The 17299-nt window shown below is 37.1% G+C and carries 17 protein-coding genes, 1 tRNA gene and 1 pseudogene; 15 read left to right on the forward strand and 4 right to left on the reverse strand.

Features of this window, described 5'->3' with window-relative positions:
* Positions 1-21 precede the first annotated feature (21 nt).
* Positions 22-2697 carry an aminopeptidase N gene (gene pepN / locus V757_RS22670; protein ID WP_031274669.1) on the reverse strand — a complete coding sequence of 892 codons (2676 nt, stop codon included), beginning with the start codon at positions 2695-2697 and terminating at the stop codon, positions 22-24.
* A 114-nt stretch (positions 2698-2811) separates the two neighbouring features.
* On the opposite strand from pepN, the gene V757_RS22675 reads away from it, so the two are divergent.
* Positions 2812-3489, forward strand: coding sequence for a DUF4136 domain-containing protein (locus tag V757_RS22675; RefSeq protein ID WP_023951452.1), 678 nt, complete (start codon positions 2812-2814; stop codon positions 3487-3489).
* Between the two features lie 18 nt (positions 3490-3507).
* On the forward strand, positions 3508-4962 hold the full coding sequence (tldD, locus tag V757_RS22680) for a metalloprotease TldD (protein ID WP_023951453.1): 1455 nt from the start codon (positions 3508-3510) through the stop codon (positions 4960-4962).
* Positions 4963-4983: 21 nt separating this feature from the next.
* Here the strand turns inward: tldD and V757_RS22685 are convergent, their stop codons facing one another.
* Positions 4984-5424, reverse strand: coding sequence for a CopD family copper resistance protein (locus V757_RS22685; protein ID WP_023951455.1), 441 nt, complete (start codon positions 5422-5424; stop codon positions 4984-4986).
* A 156-nt stretch (positions 5425-5580) separates the two neighbouring features.
* Between V757_RS22685 and V757_RS22690 the strand changes: the two genes are divergently transcribed.
* The 10 genes from V757_RS22690 (at position 5581) to V757_RS22730 (ending at position 14679) form a co-directional block, all read left to right on the forward strand.
* A complete protein-coding gene (locus V757_RS22690; protein ID WP_023951457.1) occupies positions 5581-6306 on the forward strand; it encodes a Crp/Fnr family transcriptional regulator in 726 nt (241 codons plus the stop codon).
* 270 nt (positions 6307-6576) lie between these two features.
* Positions 6577-7641, forward strand: coding sequence for a 3-deoxy-7-phosphoheptulonate synthase AroG (gene aroG, locus V757_RS22695; RefSeq protein ID WP_023951459.1), 1065 nt, complete (start codon positions 6577-6579; stop codon positions 7639-7641).
* Positions 7642-7827: 186 nt separating this feature from the next.
* A complete protein-coding gene (gene mnmA / locus V757_RS22700; RefSeq protein ID WP_023951460.1) occupies positions 7828-8940 on the forward strand; it encodes a tRNA 2-thiouridine(34) synthase MnmA in 1113 nt (370 codons plus the stop codon).
* Positions 8941-8961: 21 nt separating this feature from the next.
* The gene (purB, locus tag V757_RS22705) at positions 8962-10341 is read left to right on the forward strand and encodes an adenylosuccinate lyase (RefSeq protein WP_023951463.1); all 1380 of its coding nucleotides are present in this window, start codon (positions 8962-8964) and stop codon (positions 10339-10341) included.
* Between the two features lie 188 nt (positions 10342-10529).
* Entirely contained in the window at positions 10530-10691 is a 162-nt protein-coding gene (locus V757_RS28035) for a DUF1328 domain-containing protein (RefSeq protein WP_023951464.1), read from the forward strand.
* A 204-nt stretch (positions 10692-10895) separates the two neighbouring features.
* Entirely contained in the window at positions 10896-11459 is a 564-nt protein-coding gene (locus tag V757_RS22715) for a hypothetical protein (protein WP_023951468.1), read from the forward strand.
* A gap of 121 nt (positions 11460-11580) precedes the next feature.
* Complete coding sequence (locus tag V757_RS27590; RefSeq protein WP_052019345.1) at positions 11581-11805, forward strand: hypothetical protein; 225 nt, start codon at positions 11581-11583, stop codon at positions 11803-11805.
* A 46-nt stretch (positions 11806-11851) separates the two neighbouring features.
* Positions 11852-12160 (forward strand): hypothetical protein, encoded by a 309-nt coding sequence (locus V757_RS22720; protein WP_147628866.1) that lies wholly within the window; start codon positions 11852-11854, stop codon positions 12158-12160.
* Between the two features lie 141 nt (positions 12161-12301).
* Positions 12302-12823, forward strand: coding sequence for a hypothetical protein (locus tag V757_RS22725; protein WP_023951470.1), 522 nt, complete (start codon positions 12302-12304; stop codon positions 12821-12823).
* Between the two features lie 137 nt (positions 12824-12960).
* Positions 12961-14679 carry an FMN-binding glutamate synthase family protein gene (locus tag V757_RS22730; protein WP_023951472.1) on the forward strand — a complete coding sequence of 573 codons (1719 nt, stop codon included), beginning with the start codon at positions 12961-12963 and terminating at the stop codon, positions 14677-14679.
* Between the two features lie 199 nt (positions 14680-14878).
* Here V757_RS22730 and V757_RS22735 read toward each other — a convergent pair whose 3' ends face one another.
* Positions 14879-15355 (reverse strand): hypothetical protein, encoded by a 477-nt coding sequence (locus V757_RS22735; RefSeq protein ID WP_023951474.1) that lies wholly within the window; start codon positions 15353-15355, stop codon positions 14879-14881.
* A 182-nt stretch (positions 15356-15537) separates the two neighbouring features.
* On the opposite strand from V757_RS22735, the gene V757_RS22740 reads away from it, so the two are divergent.
* From V757_RS22740 to V757_RS22750, 3 genes are all read left to right on the forward strand, one after another.
* A complete protein-coding gene (locus tag V757_RS22740) occupies positions 15538-16053 on the forward strand; it encodes a ribonuclease domain-containing protein (protein WP_023951477.1) in 516 nt (171 codons plus the stop codon).
* Positions 16044-16364 (forward strand): barstar family protein, encoded by a 321-nt coding sequence (locus tag V757_RS22745; protein WP_023951479.1) that lies wholly within the window; start codon positions 16044-16046, stop codon positions 16362-16364. Before V757_RS22740 ends, V757_RS22745 begins: the two co-directional genes overlap by 10 nt.
* A gap of 178 nt (positions 16365-16542) precedes the next feature.
* Positions 16543-16618, forward strand: a tRNA-Met gene (locus tag V757_RS22750).
* A gap of 157 nt (positions 16619-16775) precedes the next feature.
* Here V757_RS22750 and V757_RS22755 read toward each other — a convergent pair.
* A pseudogene (locus V757_RS22755) lies at positions 16776-17270 on the reverse strand (integrase core domain-containing protein); the annotation flags it as partial.
* Positions 17271-17299 lie beyond the last annotated feature (29 nt).

The raw sequence follows: 17299 nt of genomic DNA on the forward strand, positions 1-17299 counted from the left end.
GAAAAATTCTCCAACTAATAATTAAATATTTAATGCTTTACTAACAATTTCAGTCGTATTTTTTGATAGTTTAGGATATTGTGCCACTGTTTGTAATGCCTTTTGCATAAATTCTTTATTAGGACTGGCATAACGTTGCCAGTTGTCCATAATTCTTGCAAAACGAGCGGCTACTTCTGGATTTAAACGATCAAGCTCACATACTTTATCAGCCCAGAACTGATAAGCACTGCCATCTTTGGCATGGAACACTAAAGTGTTATTAATGCAGAACTGGAATAATAGGGCACGCGCACGATTTGGGTTACGTAGTGTAAATAATGGTGTTTGCATTAAGCCATTAATTTGCTGTAAATCTTTTGCTGCTAATGCCTCTAAGGTAAACCATTTATCCATGACTAAAGGATTATCTTGGAAACGTTGATTGAAGTCTTGAGATAGCGGTTGGCTGATTTCTCTTGGTGCGTAGTTTAGTAATGGGGACAATGCACCCATGCGATCCGTCATATTTTGGGCAGACTGATATTGTTGCAGAGCAAGCTTAATCCCTTGTTTGGATTGGCTACTGATTAAATAAGCAAGGGCAAGGTTTTTTAAACTACGTTGACCTGCACTAATTGGATCAGGGCTATATTCACCTTGGTGGTGATTTTGCTGATAAGTCTCTAGCCATAATTTTTCATGTGCAGATCCTAGCGTTTGACGGACAAACTCACGTGCTTGATAGAGCGATAAAGGCGTAATAGGTGATAATTTTTCAAATAGAATTTTTTCTGCAGGAAGTGTTAATAACCATGCACGGTAACCAGAGTCCAAAGAACGATCTGTTAAATTATGTTTCCATACATCTAGAATGATTGGATTTAGGGAGGCTGGTTCATCATGTTCGAATACTTGGCATAGTCGTAGAATTTCTCTGGAAGACAATTCTTGTGCGGCTTCCCAACGTGCAAATGGATTCTTATCATGAGCACATAGAATAGCTAGTTCTTCAATGCTATAGTCATAGTCCACGTAGACAGGTGCAGAAAAGTCTCTCAATAAAGATAAGAAAGGACGTCTGGAGATACGCTGAAATATCCAAGTCTGGGAAGGCTCTTTAAGCTCTAAAATGACGCCGTCATTAATTGTAGTTGTCACATTTTCTAATGAGCTAACATCTAAAGCAATGCTATTTCCTTCGGCATCTATCATACCAATGTGGAAAGGAATGAAGAAAGGCTTTTTCTCTAATTCAGGATGTAGTTTTTCAACACCTACTTTTTCACATGATTGTGTTAGGGTGACAGCACAAGTTTGTTTCACTTCATCATAGATTATCTCTACTTTCACTCTGGGTGTACCCGCTTGAGAGTACCAATGACGAAACACAGCAAAGTCTTTTTGTGGGTATTGCTTGGTATAAATACTTTCCATCGCATTGACAAAGTCATCACAAGTCACCGCTTGTCCATCATGGCGTCTGAAATACTCATCCATCCCTGTGCGGAAGCCTTGTTCACCTAACAGAGTATGTTGCATACGAATAATTTCTGCACCTTTTTCGTAGACAGTTGATGTATAGAAATTACCAATCTCCTGATAACTGTCTGGGCGAATAGGGTGAGCCATTGGACCAGCATCCTCAGGGAATTGTGCTGTGCGTAAACGTGTTACATCGTCGATACGTTTAACTGCACGTGCGCTTAGAGCAGCTTGTTCAGGAAGATTTCTAGCCATCATGTCAGCTGTAAATTCTTGATCTCTAAAAACTGTTAAACCTTCTTTTAGACTTAGTTGGAACCAGTCTCGACAAGTGACTCTATTACCTGTCCAGTTATGGAAATATTCATGCCCTACAACGGCTTCAATTCCTGTGTAGTTTGTATCTGTTGCTGTTTCTGGGTCTGCAAGAACATAAGAGGCATTAAAAATATTTAACCCTTTATTTTCCATCGCACCCATATTAAAGTCACGTACCACGACAATCATAAAACGGTTTAAATCAAGCTCTAAGCCAAACCGCTTTTCATCCCAAAACATAGCACGTTCTAGGCTATCAAGCGCCCATAAGGTTTGCTCACCACTACCTTTGTCGCTATATACTTGTAGTAATACCTCACGCCCTGAGCGTGTTGTACTCGTTTTCTCTCGCACATCAAAATCACCAGCGACAAGAGCAAATAAATAACACGGTTTTTTAAAGGGATCATGCCATTTTGCTTCATGGCGATTATTTTCTAAGTCTTTTTGTTCAAGTAAATTGCCATTAGACAATAACATTGGAAAACGAGTCTTATCAGCATTTAATGTGACAAAGTATTCACTCATGACATCAGGTCTGTCAGGGAAGAATGTGATACGGCGAAAACCTTCGGCCTCACATTGAGTAAAGAAACTTTTGCCAGATACATATAACCCCATTAAGGTGCTATTAGCACTAGGGTTGCAGATAGAAACAATTGTAAGTTTAAATTTTGTTAAGGGGGTATTTATAAAGAGCAAATTATCCTTATACTCATAGTCAGTATGAGGTTGATCATCAATGTGAATGGAGACTAATTCAATATCCTCTCCATTTAGACATAAAGGTTGCTTAGTTTCCTTAGCTTCTACAATAAGAGTATTTGTTACTTTTGTTTGTTGTTCTTCTAGATAAAAGTGTAGATTAACTTGATGGATAGTAAAGGGAAATGGTTTGTAATCTTTTCGGTAAATGGTTTTGGATAGAGTTGATCATTTTGATGTGAGCTCAGAAAGAAAAACAGGTAATATTATAGGGTAATCGCAGCGAGAGTTTGTTTCAAGCTGTTTTTCTGACAGGAGACGATTATGTCGTTTTTTGCTAAAACGTTAAAACTAACTACATTTTTATCTACTATTGGCTTGGCGGCTTGTTCGTCTACCAATACATTCACTACAAAGCTTAATTCTTTCCAGAACTGGCCTAGTGATGCTACGGGTAAAAAATATGTATTTGCTCAAGATAGTAGCAAAAATTTAGAGTATAAAACTTATGCTGATGCTATCGCCAAAGAAATGTGGAAAACAGGTTTGGTACCAGCTACAACAAGAGCACAAGCACAATATATTGTTGATTTCAAACTTAATACGGAGCTTAAAGAAAAGCTTGTACAAGAGTATTATGATGAGCCAGTCATTTATCCAAGCTTTGGCTTTGGTTTTGGTGATTATGGCTGGGGATATAGTAATAGCATGTTTGGTGGTTTTAATATTGGCTATGCACCAAGAGTGGCAACTTATCCTGTACAGTTTAACCGTTATACCCTTGCGTTAGAGATCAAATCTAAAAGTGGTAATCCTATTTATCAGGCTACTGCTTTAGCTGATTCGAATAAAGCGAGTTTGATGCAAGTCTTTCCATATTTAGCGGCATCTGTTTTTGATAATTTCCCAGGTGATAATGGTCAAGTAAGACATGTAGAATTTGATATTGATAAAAGTATTGAGCAACAAAAACCTGTTAAATACGATCCGAATAAGAAATAATTTATATAAGCTAACTATATGACATTAATAGATAAAGCAAAAGCATTAAATCACGCTCAATCGTTGTTATTAGAGCCATATGGCTTACACGAAGAGCATTTGGCTAAGGCACTTGGGGAAATTTTCACACATAAAGTTGATTATGCTGATTTATATTTTCAGTATACGCGTAGTGAAAGTTGGGGATTAGAAGAAGGTATTGTTAAAACGGGTAGTTTTAATATTTCTCAAGGAGTTGGGGTTAGAGCTGTGTCTGGTGATAAAACAGCTTTTGCTTACTCTGATGATATTTCATCAAAAGCGCTACTGGATGCAGCGAGTACAGTAAAGACTATTGCAAGACAGGGCGAAGGTAAGACTAAAATTAAATCAAAAGCTGTAGCGCCACATCAGCTCTATGCTCCTATTGATCCATTGGGAAGTGTGGATACTGTTGAGAAAGTTGCCTTACTTGAAAGAGTTGAACAATTAGCAAGAGCGGCTGATCCTGCCGTATCACAGGTGATGGCTGGATTAAGTGCTGAGTATGATGTAGTGCTAATTGTGGGTTCAGATGGCCGTTTGCAAGCAGATATTAGACCGTTAGTTCGATTATCTTTAACTGTTATTGTAGAACGAGAAGGACGTCGTGAGGTCGGTCATGCAGGTGGCGGTGGTCGTTATGGGTTAAATTATTTTACAGAAGACCTCTTACAAAGCTATGTCGATAAAGCAGTCAAAGAGGGGTTAACTAATTTAAATGCCAAAGCGGCTCCTGCTGGTGAAATGATGGTGGTGTTGGGGGCTGGCTGGCCTGGTATTTTATTGCATGAAGCTGTGGGTCATGGTTTAGAAGGTGACTTTAATCGCAAAGGCTCAAGTATTTTCTCTGGTCGTGTAGGTGAACGAGTTGCTTCAAAAGGAGTAACCGTCATTGATGATGGGACTATTCCGGATCGACGTGGTTCATTGAATATTGACGACGAAGGCAATCCAACGCAACGTAACGTATTAATCGAAGATGGTATTTTACGTGGTTATATGCAGGATACTATGAATGCTCGCCTGATGAAAACGGCAATAACAGGTAATGGTCGACGGGAATCCTATGCACATTTACCTATGCCACGCATGACTAATACGTTTATGCTTGGTGGTGATAAAGCACCAGAAGAAATTATTTCCTCTGTAAAGAAAGGTATTTTTGCGGCGAATTTTTCTGGCGGTCAGGTTGATATTACTAGTGGGAAATTTGTATTCTCTGCGTCAGAGGCATACATGATTGAAAATGGTAAAATTACTTACCCAATTAAGGGAGCAACTTTAATTGGTAATGGTCCCGAAACAATGAATAAAGTGGCAATGATAGGTAATGATTTATCCTTGGATTCAGGCGTTGGCACATGCGGTAAGGATGGACAAAGTGTACCAGTCGGTGTTGGCATGCCAACGATTCGTATCGATGGGTTGACTGTGGGTGGTACGCAAGCATAAATTTAGGATATTATTACTCTTTTACCAATGAATGTAGAACATGGCTTTCGCTAAAATGACTAATACAATCATATGGCAAAAGATACTAGTATGAATGAAGCGGGAAACTTTACCTTGAAGTTTCCCTTTTTTTCGTAATGTCATGGCCGTAATAAAGTGAAAAAGTATACTGGTGGCTAAGAGTATTTTTATACTTAAAAGTAAGCCAAAACTGGATAGAAAAGGATGAGCTAAAGCTTCTCTATGAAACCATGCCATACTCAATCCCGTACTGAATAAAATAAGTAGCACCCACGGGATTAATTCTTTTGCTCGACCACCAATAGCTTTACTGACGGGTTGCATTATTTCTGGCGTGATTTGCTTGCTAATTTTTCGTAAAAATAGCACTTCAAAGAAAACAGTACCGATAAAAATAAAGGCACATAATAAATGCAAAATGAGTAGAAGAGGGTAAATCATAGTAGACCCATTGCGATACCAAAAAGTTATAAAGTTATTATTAGTTAAGGAATTAAATATCACATTGCAGATAGTGAGTAACATAAAATATAATATCGCTGTTGCAATAGATACTTATCCCCAAGTTAATTTTGTCATTAACAAAATTATTTACAAATGATAAAAATCAATTTATACCCAGTCACTGATAAAACAGATTTAATTTCTTTATTTAAACAACATCCATTATTTGCGAATTTCCCGGATGGCTTATATGATGTTGTGACTCAAGAAGCCAAATATGTCAATGTTGTTGCTGGCGATATTTTGTTTAATGAGGGCGATGCTGCTGAGCAATATATGTTGGTGGCAGAGGGTGAAATAGAAATGTTTCGGTATTCTATAGAAGGTGATGAAAGGGTCTTCAATATTTTTGGTAAGGGCCAATTAATTGCTCATGCAGCTATGTTTATGCAGCATGGTAAATACCCAATGAATGCGAGAGCAAGAAATGATGCGTATTTGTATTGTTTGAATCGCCAATCCTTACATCAGGCTTGTTATGACTACCCCGAATTGGCTATTCGATTATTATCTGGCTTGAGTGTTAATGTTTATCAGCAACTTAATCAAGTACATTGGTTAACGTCAAGTTCTGCACAAGAGCGATTAGCGCATTACTTTGTTGAATTAAATAAAAAACAAGGAAATCAGCAAAAGGTTAGTATTCCAGTAACGCAAAGGCAATTAGCTGCACAGTTAGGGATTCGTGCAGAAACGTTGAATAGGTTGCTTGGTGAGTGGCAACAAAAAAACTATATTGAAGGTAAAAGAAAAGACTGGGTCTTGTTAGATTTGGCTTATTTACAAGAATTATCAGGTGCGGCTAAACGGACTTTTTAGTTTAAATGTAGCAATGAAACAACGAAGTAAAAGCAAAAGCCAAAATTCTTTAGGTTCTGACAATAGTTGTGTTAGCATAGAAAACATGAATATGCTAATGAAAACAGTATCTTATTTTTTATTTTTTTTGGATTTTCAAAGCCTTAGAGCGGAGAGAAGGATACTGTGTAGCTAATCAAAATGCCATCCAGAAGCCGCCTAAAAAACTAGGTGGCTTTTTTAATTTATGTTTTAAGTAGTTAACTAATGTAATAAATAGGAGAAATTAACGTGTCATACAATACCGATGATATTCGTATTCATGAAATTAGAGAGTTAAGTCCACCATCTCACCTGATGCGTGAATTTCCTATTTCTATCAGAGTTTCAAATGTCGTACATGATGCTAGACAAGCTATTCATAATATTCTGACTGATCAAGATGATCGTTTGGTAGTGGTTGTTGGACCTTGCTCTATCCATGATACGAAAGCCGCACTGGAGTATGCTGATCGCTTACAAGTACTGCGTGAAAAGTATAAAGATCAATTAGAAGTAGTTATGCGTGTTTACTTTGAAAAACCACGTACAACAGTAGGTTGGAAAGGTTTGATTAATGATCCAGATTTAGATCATAGTTTTAATATTAATAAGGGTTTACGCATTGCGCGTGAATTATTGTTAAGTATTAATGAAAAAGGATTGCCAGCAGGTTGTGAATACCTTGATATGATTACGCCACAGTATATTGCTGATTTAGTTTCATGGGGCGCTATTGGTGCACGTACAACAGAAAGTCAAGTGCATCGAGAATTGGCTTCAGGACTATCTTGTCCGGTAGGCTTTAAAAATGGAACAGATGGCAATACTAAAATTGCGATTGATGCCATTAAGGCAGCTTCTTCACCCCATCATTTTTTGTCGGTGACTAAGGGGGGGCATTCAGCGATTGTAAAAACCAAAGGTAATCACGATTGTCATATTATTCTACGCGGTGGTAAAACACCAAATTATCAAGCCGAGTTTGTCCAAGCAGCGAGTACTGACTTAGAAAAAGCGGGATTAACGCCTAAAATTATGATTGACGCTAGTCATGCTAATAGCAGTAAGAAACCAGAAAACCAACCACTAGTGATGGAAGATGTAGCACAACAAATGGAGGCGGGTGATAAGCGTATTTTTGGTGTGATGATTGAATCTCATTTGGTTGCTGGTCGTCAGGATTATGTTGAAGGGCAAGCACTTGTTTATGGTCAAAGTATTACTGATGGTTGTATTGATTGGTCAACAACTGAGCAAGTGTTAGCACGTCTGGCGAAAGCTGTTGAAAATCGTCGCCAGAAGCTATCTGCTTAACAATTATCAGCATAAGTATTCTTGAGATAATTAGAACAAGCGAAAAAAGCAATTCTTAACCACATTTTTTAAGAGATTAAGTGTATACACTGCATTTAATCTCTTTATTTTTGGCTTTAAAAGAGTTTGTATTTGCATTGCTGTAAAGGGCGTGTGTCATAGGGAAATCGGTTACAATACGTCATTATGAATACTACTTTAAAAAAACCTCGTGTTGTGATTGGTCTGTCTGGCGGTGTTGACTCGTCGGTGAGTGCTTGGTTGCTCAAAGAGCAAGGCTATGATGTTGTTGGTCTGTTTATGAAAAATTGGGAAGACGATGATGACTCAGAGTACTGTTCAACGCGACAAGATTGGATTGATGCGGCAAGCGTAGCAGATGTATTAGGGATTGATATTGAGGCAGTTAATTTTTCTGCTGAGTATAAAGATAGAGTATTTGCAGAATTTTTACGAGAATACTCTGCTGGACGAACACCTAATCCAGATGTATTGTGTAATGCAGAAATTAAATTTAAGGCATTTTTGGACCATGCGATGACGCTTGGCGCTGATTTTATCGCCACAGGGCATTATGCCAGAGTACGCTCCATTGAGGTTAATGGCAATACCGAATATCAGTTATTAAAGGGTTTGGATCCGCTTAAAGATCAAAGTTATTTCTTGCATCGATTAAACCAAGCCCAGTTGAGTAAAGCGATTTTTCCTCTTGGTGAAATTTGTAAAACTGAAGTCAGAAAAATTGCACAACAATTGAAGTTACCCAATGCTACGAAGAAAGACTCGACTGGGATTTGTTTTATTGGGGAGAGACCGTTTAGAGAGTTTTTAAATCGCTATTTGCCTACTAAGCCAGGTCCTATTTTGACAGATGAAGGAAAAGAAATTGGTCAACATACAGGCTTAGCTTTTTATACCTTAGGGCAACGTAAAGGTTTAGGCATTGGTGGCGTCAAAGGTTATCAGGCTGATGACGGTACAGCAGATGCATGGTATGTTGCACATAAAGATCTTAAGAATAATGTGTTATACGTGGTTAGTGGTCATGATCACCCATGGTTATTGAAACCGGAATTGGAAGCAGAAGATGCGAGTTGGATTGCTGGTTATACACCTGCTTTAGGTAATTATGGTGCAAAAACACGTTATAGACAGCAAGATGCTCAGTGCCAGCTAGTTAGTGCGGATGATAAAAAATTTACGTTGGCTTTTGAGCAAGCTCAATGGGCAGTCACACCGGGGCAATCAGCTGTATTGTATGACGGCGATATTTGCTTGGGTGGAGGAATTATTTATTAATAGTTGAAATTAGATAACATGATGAAAATTGCAAAAGAATTGACAGCGCTTAATGCTGTGTCTCCCCTAGATGGACGTTATGCCTCTCGTTGTGATGAGTTACGTCCTTTTCTATCTGAAGCAGGATTTATGGCTCACCGCGTTGAGGTAGAAATCAATTGGTTAATCGCTTTGTCTGAGGCAGGTTTACCTGAATTGCCTAAATTTAGTGCCAAATCAAAACAGGTACTTAATAAAATTGTTAGTCAATTCTCAGAACAAGATGCTCAACGTATCAAAGAAATTGAGCGTACGACTAATCATGACGTTAAGGCGGTTGAGTATTTTTTAAAAGAAAAGATTGCAAATGATAAAGCATTGGCTAAAGCGGCTGAATTTATCCATTTTGCATGTACTTCAGAAGATATTAATAACACGTCTCATGCGTTGATGCTAACAAGAGTACGTGACCAAGTTGTATTGCCTAAATTAGAAGAAATTTTGGCGAAGTTGATTACTTATGCAAAACAATATGCTAATCAGCCTTTACTATCTCGCACGCATGGTCAGCCCGCAAGCCCAAGTACTATGGGTAAAGAGTTTGCTAATGTGGCAGCGCGTTTAAAAAATGCCATAGAAGCGATTCGTAAAGTAGAAGCGTTGGCGAAAATGAATGGTGCCACAGGTAACTATAATGCCCACTTAAGTGCTTATCCAGATATTAATTGGGCAAGCTTTAGTAAAAACGTGTTAAAAGGTTTGGGCTTAAAGCAAAATGAATATACGATTCAAATTGAGCCTCATGATTGGATGGCAGCACTTTTTGATGCTATTGCTCGAGCAAATACTATTTTATTAGATCTTAATCGTGATATTTGGGCTTATATTTCGTTAGGTTATTTCAAGCAAAAACTTAAAGAAGGCGAGGTAGGTTCTTCAACGATGCCTCATAAAGTAAATCCGATTGATTTTGAAAACTCAGAGGGAAATATTGGCTTAGCTAATGCGGTATTACGTCATTTGTCAGAGAAATTGCCTGTTTCTCGTTGGCAACGTGATTTGACAGACTCTACTGTATTGCGAAATTTAGGTGTTGCACTCGGTTACTGTTTGGTTGCTTGGGATTCACACTTAAAAGGTCTTGGTAAGCTAGAATTAAATGCTGCCGCTATTGATGCTGATATTGATAGCTGTTGGGAAGTTTTAGCAGAGCCAGTGCAAACAGTTATGCGTCGTTATGGTTTACCACAGCCATATGAACAATTGAAAGCATTAACTCGCGGTCGTGGGATTACAGAAGAGGCTTTAAGAGAGTTTATTGCGAATCTAGATTTGCCAAAAGACGCTAAACAACGCCTACTCAAAATGACACCACGCTCTTATATTGGACATGCTCATAAGTTAGCTAAATCAATTAAGTAAAAACTGTCAGAGATAGTTGATAAAGACTCTCAGGCCACTATGGTTGTTCCTATAGTGGCTTTTGTTTTGTAATATATTTTTACACTGTCCAGCAAATACATACAAAAAATACGTGAATACGTATATCTTTATTTATCATATTCTTTACAATGAAAGAGACTTATATAAATTAAAGAAAAGGAGCTGATATGTTACATTATGCTGTCGTATTTTTAGTGATTGCTTTAATTGCTGCCGTATTAGGTTTTGGTGGAATTGCGGGGACTGCTGCAAGTATTGCAAAAATTTTATTTGTCGTGTTTTTAATTGTAGCTGTTCTTTCGTTTATTTTTGGACGAGGTAGACGGTAGTTAATTATTGTAAAGTAATTGGTCTATATTCTATAGGGTAAGTGATATAATCAATCAACTTATGAAATAGTTTACGGATATTTAACCTCTTTGAAATTTGTTAATAAAATACGGGTTATATAATATCCAATGTAGTTCTAAATTATTTTATAGGCAGCTTTTATTTAAAGCTGCCTATTTCTATTTGCAAAGGAAGAATCATAAATGACGTTGAAGCATTTACGTTTGGGATTCATTAGTCTTTTAGCGATGGTGCTAACTGCGTGTGGTACAGTGACTGAGTATCGTTATGGACAAATTTCTCATCCAAAACGCACAGAAGTTGAACGAGTTCCATTTAATCCTAATGATATAGGTGGTCATACGGGAATTTCACATTTAGTTGGTCGAGCGTATTTACGTGATAACAGGAGTTTTCAAGAAAGAGTAGGTGGTTTTATTGATGTTGTGTTAAATCCCGTCTCTAAAGCTAGTACGCAATGGTTTACTGAAGTGTGTCGTCATGGCAAAGTGTTAAAAGGGCAACCAGATGCCTTATATCAACAAGCATTGATTCAAACGAAAACCAATAATTATGGTCAGTTTGCATTTCCTAATGTCCCTTCGGGAGAATACTATTTATCAACTCGTATCTATTGGTTAGATGAAGCACCTAGAAGCGGACCGATTGAATATGGTGGTTTATTGGCTAAAAAAATCAACTTACAACCTGGGGCACAGACAATTGATTTGAGTCAAATTGATAAATGTCCAGGTTATTATCACTAAAAACTTGGTCATTTTACCAAAATTTACATTTTTTCTTTTAAAAAACAAAGATTTTTAGTGACTATTTCAAGTAAATTCTATATAGTAAGCTTGTTTTATTATTTTCTGAGGATTAGGCATAATGAAAATTACTCGTATTTTAGTTAGCTCAACATTAGCTTTAGCATTAACAGCATGTTTTGCTACAGGTGGTTCTTCATCTACTACAACAACAGTAGCTAAAACTGATACTACATTAAGAGATGCGTTAGCTAAAGAGGCAGCACACGCTAAGTCATTTAACCTTTATGTAGGTTCTACACAAAAAACAGTTGCAAAAGCTGCTAAAAAAACAAAAAAAATCTAAAAAATCAAAAGCAGTAGCAGAAACTCCTGCTGCTACAGTAGAAGTAATGTCTGACAACGTAACTTACTACACTTCTGGTGCTATTGTTAGCAATGCAGATGTACGTAATGCATTCGTTGCAAAAACAGTTGCTGGTGAGCCTGCTTTAGGTGTTCGTTTAACTGATGCAGCTAATGCTCGTTTATCTAGTGCATTAAGAGCTAATATGGCTAATACAGTATTAGCTAGTTTAAATAACTCAGTATTTGCCAAAGTGAACAATGCAGACGCAAAATTACAAGACGGCGTATTACTAATTCCAATGAAATCTTTAAATGATGCGCGTGATTTAGCTGATTTATTACGTAAAAAATAATTAAATTCACAGCTGAGGCTGTGTAATAATTTGAAATATAGAATGCACGACTTAACAATTCTTATGCATAGTGGGGCGTGCATTTATACTTTATTTTGATATAATATAATTATCGTTAATTATATTTATAAAGGAAGAAATATGAAATTATCTCGCAAATTAGCTGTTGCTGTATTACCTTTAGCAGTTATTTTAGCCGGTTGTTCAACTGTAAAAGATGCAGCTAATGCTACAGCTAATACAGTATCAAATGCTGCTGGTGCAGTAGCTGATGCAGTTACTCCTGCAAAACAAGCTTCTATTGACGTCTTCTTAGCTAGCCAAAAAGCGGTAAAAGGTTACCAAGCAGTTAAAATTACTGATAAACAAACTATTTACGTTAACACAACTAAACCAATTATTACTCGTAACCAATTAACTGCTTTGGAAAGTGTTAAAGATAACCAAGGTCGTTCTTTCGTACGTTTAGCATTGAACAAAGATGGTTTAGCTGCATTAAAAGCAACACCAAAAGGTCAAAACTACGTAACAACTGTTGACGGTCAATTAGCTGCTGTTGGTGCTTTTGCACAAGAAAATTACTTATACGTTCCAGTGCGTGACGAAAAAGTAGCAACTAGCATTGTTGATGCTGTAGCTGGTAGAACAACTACATCTAAATAATTAGATTTTTTAGATTCGTATAAAAGCTTCAGGAAGTGTTTCCTGAAGCTTTTTCTTTACTTACTATAGGTATGTTATTGTTATAGTGGTATGATTGCGTATTAATCAAATCAAATAAATTAAATTAGAGACAATTTATGCGAATTCCTTTTTTCACCCGAAATCTTGTTTTTGTCTTGATACTAGTATTGTGTGTACTTTCCTTCTTTTTACTGTTTGTTGATGCAGGATGGTTGTGGCTTTTTATTCCTAGTTTGGCATTAAGCATTCTTGGTATATATGATATAAAACAAACAAGACATTCAATTCGTCGTAATTATCCTGTGATTGGTAATCTACGTTTTTTATTTGAAAATATTCGTCCTGAAATTCGACAATATTTTATTGAAAGTGATACCGATAATTTACCTTTTTCGAGACTGCAACGATCTATTGTCTATCAACGGGCTAAACAACAAGTGGATAAACGCCCATTTGGTACGATTAAAGATGTTTATGAAAAAGATTACGAATGGATTAACCATTCTATGCATCCTTACCATATCAGCGATACTGACTTTAGAACAACGGTAGGTGGTCCGCAATGTACACAACCTTATAGTATTTCATTATTCAATATTTCAGCGATGAGTTTTGGTGCTTTATCTGCTAATGCTATTTCAGCACTAAATATTGGTGCACAAAGAGGACATTTTGCTCATGATACGGGTGAGGGTGGTATCAGTAAGTATCATATGAAAGGTGGTGATCTAATTTGGAATATTGGCTCAGGTTATTTTGGCTGTCGTAATGATGACGGTCGTTTCAGTGATGAAAAATTTGCTGAAAAAGCTCGTATGCCTAATGTGAAAATGATTGAATTAAAAATTTCACAAGGTGCTAAGCCGGGGCATGGCGGTATTTTACCTGCCGCAAAAGTGACTGCTGAGATTGCAGAAGCTCGAGGTATTCCTATTGGTGTGGATTGTAACTCTCCGCCAACTCATCCAGAATTTGATAATCCAATAGGTATGTTGGAGTTTATCAAACGTATGCGTGATTTATCTGGTGGTAAACCAACTGGTTTTAAGATTTGTGTGGGGCATGCATGGGAGTTTTTTGCGATTGCTAAAGCGATGCTAGAAACAGGTATTTATCCAGACTTTATCGTTGTTGATGGCGCAGAAGGGGGAACGGGTGCGGCACCAGTAGAGTTTACTGATCACGTGGGGACACCGCTACGTGAAGCCTTGCGATTAGTGCATAATACGTTAGTAGGCGTTGGATTAAGAAAGCATATTAAAATTGGTGCAGCAGGTAAAATTACGTCTGCTTTTGATATCGCCCGTATGCTTTCATTAGGGGCGGATTGGTGTAATGCTGGCCGTGGCTATATGTTTGCTGTTGGTTGTATTCAAGCGCAAGTATGTCATACTGACAAATGCCCAGCGGGTGTGGCTACACAAGATCCTAAGCGCCAACGTGGTTTAGATGTAGATAATAAATCCTCTCGCGTTTATAACTATCACAAAAATACGATGCATGCATTAGCCGAATTAGTTGGTGCAGCAGGGTTAAGTCATCCTAATCAGTTGAAAGCGCATCATATTGCGCGACGAATTTCGCCAACAGAGGTTAGATTGCTATCAGCTATTTATCCTGAAATTAAAGAAAACGATTTACTAAAAGGTAATTATACTTTCCGATTATATGAAGTGGCTTGGCCTGCAGCGACAGCTAAATCATTCCAGCCTGAATTGACTACTGAAGCATTAATGGAAAGTTTAAATCAGGTGTATAGACCAGCCAATGCAAGTCCTACAGCGACTGCTTCTGAGCATCTTCAGACTTCAGAAGAAGGGGTTACGGCTAGTTAATGGTTTTGTTTGTTATGAACAAGTTACGGATGGGGAATAGCAAGGATAAGATATCTATTTATCTAGTGATACGCTAAGGCGTAAAGTTCTCCATTACCTTCATAAGATATAATCAATAATAGATAAATCCCTCGGAGTGTTTATACTATCGAGGGATTTATAGTTTTGAAAGGTCAAGAGAAAAATAGTTATTTATTAGCTATTTTTCAGCATTTAAACATTTTTCGGAAAACTGTTCACGTAACTCTGATAAAGGTTTGATGTGATCCTTTGATGTTGACCATAACAGATTGGAGAATGTTTTAAAAGCCTCAAGATATTGTTCTGGAATGGTTGCTTCATCCTCAATATATGTCAATGCGTCAGACACGGGTTTATCTTTCATACGCATATCGTATAGCTTTTGAATCGTATCATTAGCGGCTTCACATGTGAGCTGCTCGTTAGTATCGTTTCCATTATCATCGTCAGATGTTTGAGAAAATGCCTCATCTTTTGACATAGTTTTAGGCTTATTTTGTGCTTCATTATTAATATTGGCATCAGCGGTAATTGCTGGTGTAGAGGTATCAGTGTCTTCCTCAGCGAATAAAGTGGAATCTAATACTTTCCAAGCACCGAAAGTCACGAGCCCTAAAATACCTAGCACCATGAGAACTTTAATAATTGCTTTCATTATTTGTAACCTTAATAATACTTATTCATTAAGTTTACATGGTTAAATAAAAACACGCTAGTGAAATTAAAATTTTTTCATTTACTACTATAGAAAAGTTTGTTTCGTTGTGTCACGTTCAAAGAAAATTCAGTATACTTTTTCATATTACAATAAAAAAGTTTTGTGAGGAGCTAGCGATAATGTTAACTGTTCGTAATGTGATTTTTGTATCACTGATGTCTTTAAGTGTTCTACAGAGTGGAGTGGCATGGTCACTTGCTAAGAAACCATCTAGCCAAGATGTATCAGTACTCAATCAGTCCTCTTCCTCATCTTGCGAAGTAGTGATTGAGAAATTTAATAAAGAGAAGCTAAAGGGACAAATTAATGTTGATCAGTTGGTCGATATTATCCGTTCATTAAATGCTAATAATCAATTACCCAATTATTTTATTACCAAAAAACGTGCCAATGAGTTTGGTTGGAGACCGGGTATGGAGTTTAATAAAATTGATGAGTTAAGAGGTAAATCTATTGGTGGAGATAAGTTTGGTAATTTTGAAAAACGGTTACCTTTAGGTCAATGGCAAGAAGCTGATTTAGATTATAGAGGCAAAAAGCGTAATGCCAAGCGCATAGTTTTTAATCGAGAAGGTGAGCGTTACGTGACAATTGACCATTATGAAAGTTTTTATCAGGTGCCAGCATGCAAATAGAGTTAAAGAATATTCAACGCATAGATGATATTTATACTGCCTTGGATCAAGCTGTTGAGCTTCCAAGTTATTTCTCTAAAAACTTAGATGCTCTATATGATTTTCTCAGTACTGATTTACCAGGCCCTATTACGATTCAGTGGTTTGATGCGACAGAGAGCCGTTACCTATTGGGGAATGAGCTTTTTGAAACATTAATAGATTTATTTACTAGTGTTGAGGAAGAACGAGATGATTTTCGTTTTCTATTAGAGCCAGAATCCGATAGTGTTCAAAACCACAAAGAATGTGGCGATAAGGACATAGAGTAGGTGCTTATAAAAATCTCTAAATATCCTCAGGTAGCCGTCATTTCCTAAGAATACTAAGTTTTTGTTGTTATTTTTTTACAACGAGAATAGCTAATTAAGCTTTTTTTCAACTAATATTAAATATTGAATTGACAAATAAATCAATGCGTTTTATAGTTATATTCTTGTTTTAGCAAGTGGCTCTTTAGCTCAGTCGGTTAGAGCGACGGAATCATAATCCGCAGGTCCCCCGTTCGAATCGGGAAGAGCCACCAAAAACACTATTAAAATCAAGAATAATAAAATCTTGCTCCACAAAAATAAAAAGGTTTTAACCTAAAAATTTAAAGATTTTACACACTTTTTACATGTAGAAGTTCAGACTTCATCTGACAGTTCCCCGTTTGACAAGCGGTGTCTGTCAGATTAGATTTAGCTCAGCTTTTTGCTGTTCCAAATCTGTTTACCATCAATCAATGTTTCTATGGGTGTTCGCCCACAGCACACATCTTTCCTTGATTGAGTTCGTTCATTATTATCAGAAATCAAGCCATTCGTCTAGGTCTTTTTGCAAACTATCTAAATCAGCATAGAGTTTTTTGCGGAACGTTACTTGATAAAACTCCTGCAAAATGGTCTTATGGAAGCGCTCGCAAATACCATTGGTTTGAGGTGATCGAGCCTTAGTCTTTGTATGCTCAATTTCATTAATAACTAGATAAAGCTCATAATCATGATGCTCTACCTTACCGCAGAACTCTGTTCCTCTATCTGTCAGAATGCGTAATACAGGTAAATACAATGCTCTGCATAAAAAGGTAATACACGATCATTAAGTAAGTCTGCAGAAGTAATAGGGGTTTTAGAGGTGTATAGCTTACAATGCGCTACTTTACTGTAAGTATCGACATATGTTTGCTGATAAATACTGTCCTACCCCCTTTTACTGATGCTGA

The sequence above is a fragment of the Pelistega indica genome, assembly GCF_000506865.1.
GTDB lineage: Bacteria > Pseudomonadota > Gammaproteobacteria > Burkholderiales > Burkholderiaceae_B > Taylorella > Taylorella indica.